The organism is Streptomyces sp. CB01201, from assembly GCF_002803085.1.
In the GTDB taxonomy this organism is placed as follows: domain Bacteria; phylum Actinomycetota; class Actinomycetes; order Streptomycetales; family Streptomycetaceae; genus Streptomyces; species Streptomyces hundungensis.
Genome location: NZ_NNBJ01000040.1, coordinates 1 through 10,817 on the forward strand (window position 1 = coordinate 1; position 10,817 = coordinate 10,817).

At 67.7% G+C, this 10,817-nt stretch carries 9 protein-coding genes and 2 pseudogenes; 4 read left to right on the top strand and 7 right to left on the bottom strand.

Annotation, left to right across the window (positions count from 1 at the left end; translation table 11 throughout):
- Nucleotides 1-137: 137 nt before the first annotated feature.
- Nucleotides 138-692: a hypothetical protein gene (locus CG740_RS39340; RefSeq protein ID WP_100580121.1), complete on the top strand. Its 555-nt coding sequence runs from the start codon at nucleotides 138-140 to the stop codon at nucleotides 690-692.
- A 57-nt stretch (nucleotides 693-749) separates the two neighbouring features.
- Here CG740_RS39340 and CG740_RS39345 read toward each other — a convergent pair whose 3' ends face one another.
- On the bottom strand, nucleotides 750-1,127 hold the full coding sequence (locus CG740_RS39345; protein WP_159030575.1) for a hypothetical protein: 378 nt from the start codon (nucleotides 1,125-1,127) through the stop codon (nucleotides 750-752).
- A gap of 75 nt (nucleotides 1,128-1,202) precedes the next feature.
- Nucleotides 1,203-1,442, bottom strand: coding sequence for a hypothetical protein (locus CG740_RS39350; RefSeq protein WP_100580123.1), 240 nt, complete (start codon nucleotides 1,440-1,442; stop codon nucleotides 1,203-1,205).
- Nucleotides 1,443-1,985: 543 nt separating this feature from the next.
- On the opposite strand from CG740_RS39350, the gene CG740_RS39355 reads away from it, so the two are divergent.
- Both CG740_RS39355 and CG740_RS39360 read left to right on the top strand, forming a co-directional pair.
- Nucleotides 1,986-2,570, top strand: a complete 585-nt coding sequence (locus CG740_RS39355; protein WP_100580129.1) for a hypothetical protein — start codon at nucleotides 1,986-1,988, stop codon at nucleotides 2,568-2,570.
- A gap of 409 nt (nucleotides 2,571-2,979) precedes the next feature.
- Nucleotides 2,980-3,492: an SUKH-4 family immunity protein gene (locus CG740_RS39360; RefSeq protein WP_100580124.1), complete on the top strand. Its 513-nt coding sequence runs from the start codon at nucleotides 2,980-2,982 to the stop codon at nucleotides 3,490-3,492.
- 6 nt (nucleotides 3,493-3,498) lie between these two features.
- On the opposite strand, the pseudogene CG740_RS39365 reads toward CG740_RS39360, so the two are convergent.
- The 4 genes and pseudogenes from CG740_RS39365 to CG740_RS40180 all read right to left on the bottom strand — a co-directional run.
- Nucleotides 3,499-4,053: pseudogene (locus CG740_RS39365) on the bottom strand (IS630 family transposase); the annotation flags it as partial.
- A gap of 104 nt (nucleotides 4,054-4,157) precedes the next feature.
- Nucleotides 4,158-5,522 carry a group II intron reverse transcriptase/maturase gene (gene ltrA / locus CG740_RS39370; RefSeq protein ID WP_324901226.1) on the bottom strand — a complete coding sequence of 455 codons (1,365 nt, stop codon included), beginning with the start codon at nucleotides 5,520-5,522 and terminating at the stop codon, nucleotides 4,158-4,160.
- Nucleotides 5,523-6,215: 693 nt separating this feature from the next.
- Nucleotides 6,216-6,733 (bottom strand): annotated as a pseudogene (locus CG740_RS39375) (winged helix-turn-helix domain-containing protein); the annotation flags it as partial.
- Nucleotides 6,734-6,813: 80 nt separating this feature from the next.
- Nucleotides 6,814-6,981 (bottom strand): hypothetical protein, encoded by a 168-nt coding sequence (locus CG740_RS40180; protein WP_159030576.1) that lies wholly within the window; start codon nucleotides 6,979-6,981, stop codon nucleotides 6,814-6,816.
- A gap of 191 nt (nucleotides 6,982-7,172) precedes the next feature.
- Between CG740_RS40180 and CG740_RS39380 the strand changes: the two genes are divergently transcribed.
- Complete coding sequence (locus tag CG740_RS39380; protein WP_100580127.1) at nucleotides 7,173-7,721, top strand: hypothetical protein; 549 nt, start codon at nucleotides 7,173-7,175, stop codon at nucleotides 7,719-7,721.
- A gap of 606 nt (nucleotides 7,722-8,327) precedes the next feature.
- On the opposite strand, the gene CG740_RS39385 is transcribed toward CG740_RS39380, so the two are convergent.
- Nucleotides 8,328-10,817, bottom strand: a 2,490-nt coding sequence (locus CG740_RS39385) for an RHS repeat-associated core domain-containing protein (protein WP_100580128.1), incomplete at its 5' end; no start/stop codon positions are given.

Here is a 10,817-nt window from a genome sequence, read left to right on the forward strand (position 1 = left end):
ACTGCGCATCAGTCAACGGCACACCCAAACCAACGACCGCCTGATCCAAACGAAATGGCCTAGCCGCCGCCCAGCACCTCGGCTGGGAAGGCCGCCAGAACCGGGTCCTGGGCGACCTCTACTGGATCCAGGGCGACATGCACCGCGCCACCGCCGCCTACACGGCAGCGCGGACCGACGCCGAACAGCACCAGCTCTCCGGTGAACACGCCCACGCCCAGACCTACCTCGCCTTCGCCACCGCCTTCACCGACCCCCAGGTCGCCGATCAGGAGATCGCTCTGGCCGAGCAGTACCTGACTGGCCTCGCCCTGCGCGCCAACCGCCTCATGCTCCGCATCGCCGCTCTCCTGCGCGACGCCGGCACCAACGACCTGGGCGAGCAGGCTCGCCTGCTGCGGGCTGACATTCACACCGCCGGGCTCGACGCCGCCCTGGCCGCCACCCTCGAACTCGTCATGGCCTTCCACCATGCCGTCCTCGGCGCCACCGACAGTGTCACTGCCTCGCTGACCCGCCTGCACGAGATCACCAGCGGTGGGGACTACGCGTACTACGCCGACATCGTCCACTTCATGGCCGGCCTGCCCCTGTCCGGCCCCTCTGCCATCCGCTGGCTCGAAGACGACGACGTCGACCGCGACCGCTGGCACCGCCTCGTCCGCGAACGGCAGGCCCACCTCGGCAGGTAGAACAGCCCCAGCACCGCGGCGCTTCAAGCCGACGGCCTGCCGAGGCCTGCGGCCAGCCTAGGAACGGTCGCGGCGAAGACGGCCGCTCTTGTCGCGCTGACGGTCGTGCACCTTGTCCAGGACGTCCGCGAGGACGGACCTGGTCTCAGGCTCGGCCCGCGCGATCTGGTCCGTGACGCCGAGAGCCTGCAGGGTGGGAGCCAGCTGGTGCAGCAGCGTGAGCGCGTCGGGCAGCACGGCCGCATAGACGGTCTGCGTGTGCCCTGCCCCTTCCAGGCCGAACAGGAACGATGGCTCCGCGGAGCGCGCCCAGACCGTCAGTGTCAGCGGGACCGTGTACACCTCGCCCACCTCAGTCCACGGGGAGTACCCGGCCGCCTTGATCTCCGCTGATCTCACATCGGCGACGGCCGGACCATCCGCCCTGATACGCACGGCGGCCCTCAACCAGGGCATCCGGTTGAGGGCCGCCGCGTGCTGCGGAGCGGAGACGGAAACTGGTCCGGCGCGTCAGCCAGCGTCGGGACGCCGACCGACCAGCTCGGTCAGCAGCTCGATGATCTGGGCCTGGTTCCGGTCGATCTTCTTGTCGAGCGCCTCGACCTTCTGGTCCAGGTTGCCGACCTGGAGGCGCACCGCAGTGAGGTCGGACTTGATGATCCCGAACTCGCGGCCGTGCTGCTCCGCAACCTCTTCAAAACGCCGGGTCAGGGCAGCGAGCTCGCTGTGGGCGATGGGGTCCTCAGGCACGCGGGCACTCCTGACGAGACAAATCGTAGATACGAAGAGTCCACGATATCGCGCTTGTCCCTGCGGATGGCCTCCGTCCCCCGGGTCTCTCCCGCACCTGGCCCGTGAGCCGGTGTGCCGCTGCCGGCCGCGGAATCCGAACGCGTGATGCAATGTTTTTGAGTCGCTGCGGAGGAGAATGCGCCATGACATCACCCGCTCCCGAGACTGCCGCCAGATCGCAGCCCGTCACCTGGTCTCCCTCCCAGACCGGACCGTGCACGCGCTGCCACCAGCCGTGCTGCCGATACGGAGTCGGCGGAAATCCCCTGTGCGCGAGCTGCCGCGAACGCCTGGAGCGAGAGGGCCCGTAACAGGGACCGGTTTCCCCCTCTGGGGCCTGCAGATCGCGTCCGGGCTCCGCGAGGAGGCTTGCGTGACGTCCACTCGCACCACATTCGGTGAATCCCGGTACGCAGGTGGCCTCTTGGAGGCAGCCTGAATGGCGCGGGTCCGGCCGACGGGCCGTCCCAGTCGAATGCTGCGGGAAAGGGGTTGGTCGACGTGGACAGGGTGCTCAAGGCGCTGGGGGCCGCGCACGAGGGGTCGGTGGGGGTGCGGCTGGCCGACGGCAGCGAGCCGGGCCCGGTCTACTTCGACGTGGGCAGCGGTTCGCACATGCCGTCCTCGACCGAGTGGCACTCCTACGACGGACGGTTCGGCCGACCCCGGGCCGCGGTGCTGCGGGGCAGCTGCGCGTGCGGCTGGCGCGGCATGGCGGAGTACCTGCTCGACTGGACCACCCTGCCCGAAGACAAGCCCCTGTACGAGGCGGACATTGATCTGTCCGGACCGATCGCGGACCACAAAGCCCATGTGTCGGTTGTCCGACGCGCGGCCGTGCAGCTGCCCGCGGAGCTCATCGACCTCTTCACCGACCTCGTCCGCAGGCTCGATGGCCTGGCCGCCGAGGAGCCGCTGGTCGCTTTGAAGGCCTTGGCCGACCTCAGGTACATCGTCGCCCAGACCGGCGAGGAAGCAACGAACGAGATCACCGCCTCCGACGTGCCGATCGAAGCCGTGGCAACCGCGCTCGGCACGAGCGAAGCCGCAGCCCGCGGCTACCTCAGCAGCTATCTGCATCCCTGACCTGGCGAAGGCCGGTGACGGCTACGAGCCTGGCCGCACCATGGGCCGGCCGTCAACAGCTCCCAGGATCCACAGGCCCCGTTCCGAGGCGGCGCCGGCCAGTGGGCGTGGAGAGTGGCGCGGCGACGGACGCCTCCACCCAGGTGCTCACCGCGGCCCTTTCGGCGGCGGTGAGAGTTCGAGGATCGCGGGGCGGCGGCTCGGGAAGATCACGGCCGGGGCCCAGCGGGCGGCGCACCGCGTGGCCCCGATCCTGAGCCAATGGTGTGCCTGGCCCAATACCGGGCCAGGCACAGTTCCATATGTGCAGTGCTACTGAACTTGATTGAGTGATGTCGGGGCCCGCCGTAGGTGGCAGGGGCCAGCTCGCGCCTTCCTGGTGTGGCCGGAGCACGAGGATGATGCTCGTGTGATCCGAGACTTCCCGCCGTTGCCGTTGCCCCAGTACGCCGTGGTCCGTATCGGCTGCTCACCAGGGGTGCCTGTCGAGATCGCCGCCGATCTTCGGGAAGCTGGCGTCCCAGCAGGGCTGATCGGTTATGAGTACCAGCCGCTGACTGAGGCGACGCTCCTGGACGGGATCGGTAAGAGCGGGTTGGTCGTCTTTGGGTCCAGCGGCCTGTTCGGTCGGCTCGGCGTCGATGTGGCTTCGCGGCGCGTCGTGCAGATCCCCAAGATCGGATCCGCGACCGCCTGGCATGTGAACAGTGACCTCGGGGCCTTCCATCGGTGCGTCGCGGGCACCATCGCCCGCTTCCCGTTCTACGAGGAAGACGAGGAGGACAGGTTCCAGGAGGTGGCGGACGAGCTTCGTCGGCTCCTCATTGCTCTCGATGCCACCGCACTCGCAGACAACGGGTTGTGGGAGACCTTGTGCGATGACGTGGCGATGGGCGACTACGCGAACTGGGAGGAGGAATGAGTCACGTCAGCTCTCCAGGGTCAGGCCGGTGGTTGCGAGGCAGCCGTCGACGAGTTCCGGACGGTACTGGATCCTCTTGAGCCGACGTTTCACGGCTCGGGTGATCTGAGTGAGGTCCGCGGCGGCGAGGTTGCCGATCTCGCGTTTGACCAGTGACCAGACGCCCTCCTGTGGGTTGAGGTCCGGGGCGTAGGCGGGCAGGTGGAACACGGTGAGCCACTCGGCGTTCGTCTCGATGAACGCACGCATGCCGGCGGTTAGGTGCAGGCGGAGGTTGTCCCAGACCAGGACGATCGGGCCGCCGAGCTGGGTGCGGGCGCGGACGATCAGGTCGCGGAAGTCGCGCCAGCCGAAGCCCTTCGGTTCGTCCTTGCGGCCGCGATACTCGCGGATCGCGTAGATCAGCCGGGACCGCTCGCCCGGCTTATAGCAGGTCATGCCCGCCATCGACACCCGCCCCGAGCTGCGGCCTCTCACCCTCACGACCGGGGTCTGGCCGATCCGGCCCCAGGTTCTGGCGCGCGGCGGAATCATCGACTGCCCGGCCTCGTCGCTGAGTAGGCCCGGGGCGCGGTGCCGGGATTGCTCCCGGTCCGTTTCCCCGGACCTCTCGCCGAACCCGCCGTGCGCCTCTCAACGCAACGGGCTCTCCACGGTCTCTGCCGTCAGGCGGTCTCGGGGACCCAGGGGTTGGGGATCTTGTTGCCGCGGTAGCGATACCGGGTGACCGGGATCGCGCTGATCTTCCGCAGCTTGATCTCGCCCGCCGCGATCGGAAGCCACCGCCCGCTGGGGGTGGTGAATCGTCGGCGGAAGTCCCTCCAGTTCCAGTGGTGCCGTTCACGCAGCAGGCGGACGAGTCGCCACCAGACGATGTCGTCCACCTTGGTGAATACGTGCTTCGCGACGGCGTGCCGGAAGTAGTGGGCCCAGCCCTGCGTGGCTCTGTTCAAGTTGACCAGCACCACGGCCAGGTCCTGCTGCGACGTTCTGTGGGTCAGGGAACGGATCTTCGCCTTGATCGACCGCAAGGGCCGGTCGGCGATGAAGGTGTAGACGTACCACTTGTCCGTTCCCCTCTTGCGGCGCCACTGGATGTGGAACCCCAGGAAGTCGAACCCCTCGCTCAGATGCACCACCTGGGTCTTGGCCGGTGACAGCCGCAGTCCCATCGGTGCGAGCGCCTGGGCGATCTCCTCGCGCAGTGCCTCGGTGTCCTGCCTGGTCCCGTGGACCAGGACGACGAAGTCGTCCGCGTAGCGGACCAGCCGCCACGAGGGCAGGCCTTTGGCCCGGCGTCGTCCGCGCCTGTACTCGGTGGACAGTTCCCCGCCGCTCTCCCACGCCCGGTGCAAGTGCTCGTCGAGCACCGACAGGGCGATGTTGGCCAGCAGCGGGGACAGGATGCCCCCTTGCGGCGTGCCGGTATAGGTGTTCTGAAGTTCCCCGAGCTCGTTCAGCAGCCCGGACTTCAGGAACGCCTTCACCAGCGCCAGCACGCGCTTGTCCTTGACCCGCCTCCGGACCCGGTCCATCAGCGCGACGTGATCGATCTCGTCGAAGCACGCCGCGATGTCCGCGTCCAGCACCCAGCGGTAGCCGCAGGTGCCATACATGTGGATCTCGGCAATCGCGTCCTGGGCCCGCCGCTTGGGCCGGAACCCGTAGGAGACCGGCTTGAAGTCGGCCTCGAAGATCGGTTCCAGCACCAGCTTCAGCGCGGCCTGCACGACCCGGTCGGCGATCGTGGGAATCCCCAGCCGCCGCACCTTCCCCGATCCGCCCGGCTTGGGAATCGTCTTCTCCCGTACCGGCAGCGGCCGGAACGCGCCCGCCTTGAGCTGGGTGCGCAGGTCGTCCAGGAACCCGGGAACGCCGAGCGTCTCCTCGACGTCGGCAGCCGTCAGGCCGTCCACGCCAGGAGTTCCGGCTCCCCGGTTGCCCGCGACCCGGTCGAACGCCGCGATCAGCGTCGCCGGGTCGTGCACGAGGTTGAACAGATCGTCGAACCGGCGGCCGGGATCGGCCACCGCCCAACGGTGAAGCTTGGCCTGCATCTCCGATACCCGCTGGCGCGGCCCCACCGGGGCAGTCTCCAGCAGAGCGCCGCTATTCAGCGGTGCCTCTTTCGGCATTGCAGCCTCCTCCCCTCTCGATACCGCTGCCGCCCTTCCCCATGTGCTCGGGCTTTCCCCGGCTCGGAGTACTACGGCGGCTCCGCCCCACCCGGCCCGTTCGGCGGTCGATGCGCCTATCCCTGGCCGGGCACTGGCCGTGCACAACAGGGGAGTTGGGACCGGATGGTTCCCGTGTTCACTGCATTTCGCTCGACGAAGTAGGAGCCCGACTGTGTCCCTGCGGCATCGCCACGAGTACGCCGTAGACCTTCCTCGTGGCCTCCCGGCCGGCTTCGAAAGACCGGCCAAGGAGTTCCCCGCCGACCCGCGACGAGTGCGCACCGCTTCCGGCCCAGATCCGCCAGGTTCGAGCCGATGACATCGTTAAGAGACGTAAAGACGCCGGTTCCTCGCGTACTCCTCTCCATCCCGCTCGCCGGACCCGCACCATCTGGCAGTACTGGCACGTCCCGGCTTTGTCAGGGCCGCTCCCGCCCTCCCCGGCATCACCCGGATCAGGCTGCCCTCAGCTCCACCTCCCTGCTACGACAGGTCAGCGGTGGAGGCCTCTCACCTCCACACGAAACACAGCGCCTCACGGCGCAATTCGAAGACGATCCAGGCCCCGCGCTCCGCCGCGATGCTCTTACCCGCGGCCAGGTCTCCTTCTTCCATACCTCGACCGCGTCGTCATCGCGCTCGATGGCCCGACGAGTGGGCTGCTGCCAGCTCCAGCCGTGTCGCTTCAGCAGCCTCCAGGTGCCCTCGACCGTGTAGGAGACGTGGAACAGCCGGCCGATGAGTGTCTTGATCCGTGCCAGCGTCCACCGCTGGTCCGTCCAGCCGTGAGCCAGCGGACCACGCTCCAACTCCCGCTCCAGCCTGGCGACCTGGACTTCGTTGAGCCGAGGTCTTCCCGGTGACCCCTTCGACAGAACCCCGGCCTCACCGCCCTCCCGCCAGGCCCGACGCCACCGCTCAACCGACCGCACACTGATCCGCAGGGCAGGGGCAATCTCCGCGTTCTTCTGCCCGCTCTCGAAATGCTCCACGGCTTGGAGCCGCAACCGCTCCCGCGTAGTCCTCTCGGCGTCGGTCAGTCCGCCGCCCTGCGCGTACCTCACACCCCAGGGCTACCGGTGCCGACACTCAACTGTCAGGCGAACGGCCCCGACATCACCCAATCAAGTTCAGTAGCGGTCCGCTATCGCTCCGACTGTTTGTTTCGCGCATTCGAGGCGCGAATAAGGTGTTCTGCCAGGAGACCGATCAGTCCGCGGCCCACGCCCCAGGCGATCACGAGAGCGATCCCCGATGCCTTGTCGAAGTTCACTGCGTCCGGCGCGAAAGGAAGCGTCACCGCGATGAGCACGACGACGAAGACTAATGGTCGCATGAGGCTGCTTTCTGCCTATAGCCGGTACAGCTCATCCACGAGCCTCCTTGTAGACGCCGACAGCACCGCCAACGGCGCCTCCGAACTCCTCATCGCGATCGGCTGCCGCCAGCGCGAGCACCGCGAGCACACCGTCGACCGCCTCACCGCGGTCCTGGTCAGCGGCCGTGCCCACCCTCGGTTGGAAAGGCCGCCACCACCGCGTCCTGGGCGACATCCACTGGCCTCACGCCAACTCCGACGAAGCCATCACCGCCTTCGAGAACGCGCGCACCGAAGCCAAACAGCACAACGCCGCGGGCGAACGCACCACGACGCAGGTCCGCATCGCCCTGGCCACCGCGGTCACCGACCCCATGCGCGCCACCGAGGAACTCGCACTCGCCGACCAGCTACTGGCCGGCCTGGACCAGCGCGCCAACCGGATCCTCGCCCAGGTCGTCGCCCTCATCAAAGACGCGGGAAGCGATCCCGCACTCACCGACCGGGCCCAGGCCCTGCGCGCCGCGGCGGAGAACGCCGGCCTGCCCTACCTGACCCGGTACGTTGAACTCGGCCTCGCTCTCCACCATGCCGTCCGCGGCACTGAGGACGACCTCGCCGCCACCATCGGCCGCCTCCAGCACCTCACCGCGCGCGGCGACTTCCGCTTCTTCACCGACATCGCCCACTTCATGGCCGGCCTGCCCCTGCCCGCCCTTTCCGTCGCTCGCTAAATCTTCGACGGGGGGGCGTCCGGTCAGCTTGGTGTGGCCTTCTGACGGCGCCCGTCAACGTTCGGTGGCGAACGGCGCAGATTCGGTGACACACGGCACCTGGCGCGTGAAGCGGCTGTGCCGCAGCTAGGCGCACAATTCAAGCACATGATGGAATGGGATTGAGTCAATTACCAATGGGAGAGGCCGCTTTTATGACCCGCTCCTAGGCGCCGGAACTGACGGGAACGTGCTGCGGTCCCGAATCTGAAGGGGAGCTAGTTCGGGACCGCTACGTACAGGCCTGGATGCAAAAGCGGCGACGGCTAAGCCCGACACGATTCGCAAATCTCCGAATCGGGGTGACCCGTTGCTAGCGATTGTCCGGCAGCGTCTCCCGTCGCACCTCCCGTATCCCTTGGAAGACCTGCGTGATCGATACCACTGACAGGGCGTAGAACACCCATAGAGGGAACGTGGAATCAACCCACAGAGCGCAGATGATCGCTGCCACTGCGCAGATCGAGAGAGCTACGGCCGCCCATTGGATGCGTTCCAGGCCGCGCCAGGGTCCGTGCACTGCCGATCACACTCCGCTTCTGTAGATGGTGGTTGCGCTTAGCGGACCTATGCCTTGGGCACAACGACCGTTGCTGCCCCTCCTAGGGCGCCGAGAGCTGCCCACGTAAGGCAGGACTCTCCAGCATCCTTCAGTGAGCCTCCCGTAGTGCGCTCGCCTACCGCTCCTCCTAGGCAGCCGCCCAAGGCTCCTGCCAGGATAGGTCCACCAACCAGATTCCCTACGACGGCTCCTGCTGTGGCGGCCCCTGCTGCGGCCAGAGTGGCCGCGAAATCAAAGAGCCCATTCGGGTCGGTTCGGTTGATGGGGTCGCCTTCGGCGTAGAGGTACGCGTTGGTTTCCTGGCCGCTGGGGTCGGTGGTGGTGAAGCGGGCGAGGTTGGGGTCGTAGGAGCGGGCGCCCATTTTGTAGAGGCCGGTGGGGTCGAGGTAGGTGCCGGCGTAGCGGTAGGGCTGGGGGACTGCTTCTACGGGGGTGGTGCGGGGTTGGCCGGTGGGGGTGTAGGTGTAGCTGTTGACGCGGGTGCCGGTGGGGTCGGTGAGGGCGAGGACGTTGCCGGTGGCGTCGGTGAGGTAGTAGTAGCTCTTGCCGTCCCTCGTCATGGAGTTGAGGGTTCCCGCCGGTTCGCGGACAAATCCCGTGTCCTGGTTGCCAGTTGTGGACGCGGCGAGTCCGGTCTGGGTCTGGTGGAACCAGGTGTCGCCGATCCGGATGCGTTCGGTGTTTCCGGTGTCGGCGTTCTCCACGGGGTACGTGGTCGAGCCGGCCGTGATCGAGGTCTGCTGGCCGAAGTCGTTCCAGGTTTCGCCGGTGCGTGCGGCTCCCCCGCCGGGCGTGGCGGCGGTTTCGTTGCCGTTGGCGTCGTAGGACCAGCCGGTGGTGGACATGTTCGTGGTGGCGAGCTGGCCCGCGTCGTTGTAGCCGTAGCCGATGGCGGTGGGGCAGTTGGGCGGTGCGGACGATATGTACTTCAGGTTGCCGGCCGTATCCGTGCAGTACTTCCAGGATCCGGCGTCCGCGCCGGTGCTGTTGGTGTCCCGGGCGGTGTCGAGGCGGCCGGCGTCGTTGTAGGTGTAGGTGGTTTTGCGGTGGGTGGCGTCCAGGTTGTCGGTGCGGGTGTAGATCTTGACGCCGTTCTTGTCCGCGCTCGCGCCGGCGGGGCGGTAGGTGTAGGTGTAGGCGAGGTCGACGAGGGTGCCCTTGGGTGAGGTCGCCTTGATGGTGGTGGGTTTCCCGTCGGCGTCCAGGGTCACGCTCTGCACCGTGTTGCCGGGGTAAGTGGTGGTGGTGCGGTGGTCGTTGGCGTCGTAGTCGTACGTCGTCGTCCGGCCGTCGGGGGCCTTCAGGTACCGGAGGCGGTCGGCGTCGTCCCAGGTGTAGTCGGTGGTGCCGGACGGGTCGGTGTAGGTGTCGACGTTTCCGTCCGGGGTGTAGGTGAGCACCGACTGGGAGTCGTCCTGGAGGGTGCGGACGGTTTCGCGGCCCAGGCCGTCGTAGGCGTGCTTGACCGTGCCGGTCTGGTCGGTGCGCTGGGTGAGGTTGCCGTCCAGGTCGTAGACGTACGTCACCGACAGGCCGCCGCTCGTGGTGACTTTGCGGACCTCGTCGAGGTTGTCGTACGTGTACGTGGAGGTGATGCCGCGGCCGTCCGTGACCGTTCTGGGGCGGCCCAGCGCGTCGTACGTCGCGGTGGTGGCGCCCTGGGGTGCGGGCGGGGCGGACTTGGTGAGGTTGCCCTGGTCGTCGTAGGTGAAGCTGGTGGTCTTGCCCCGGGCGTCCTTGATCGTGCAGCGCTGGCCGACGAAGCCGCCGCACGTCGGCGTCGACGGGTTGTACGTCGAGCTCGTCGTGGAGCCGCCCGTGCCGGACACGGCGACCGACGTGGTGTTGCCGACCGCGTCGTAGGCGTACGTCGACTTGGTGTTGTCGGGGGTGGTGAAGGTGTCGGGGACGTCCATGCCGGCCTTGTTCAGCCAGGGCGTGAACGAGGCCAGCGCGCCGGTCGGGAGTTTGGCGGAGGTCGGGTTGTTGCGGTTGTCCCAGCCGTAGGTGGTGACGTTGCCCGGGGTGTTGCCCGTGCCCAACGCGTCGGTCGCGGTCTGGGTGAGGTGCTTGGTGTAGGTCTTCGCGCGGTGGTGCTTGAGCGGGTCGGTGACCGTCGCGACCTCGCCGTCCGCGTTGTGCTCGTACGTGGTCGACTTGCTCGTCGGGTCGGTGACCGTGGTGGTGCCCGCCGCGTACGGGGTCGCGGCCGAGTAGCCGAGGGTCCAGGTCGGTTCGCCGCCGCCGGAGCCGCCAGCCTCGTAGAACTGCTTGTAGGAGGTGAGGCGGTTCTGGTCGTCGTAGCCGAACAGGATCGCCCGGCTCTCGGAGGTGGTCATCTTCGACAGGCGCCCGTCGCTGTCCCAGTTGTACTTGGTGACGTTGCCCTCGGCGTCGGTGGTCTCGTCGATCCGCCCGCTGCTGTCCAGGTGGTATTTGACGGTGCGGCCGGTGCTGTCGTGGGCGTTCCAGTGCGTCGCGTCCTGGCGCTCCAG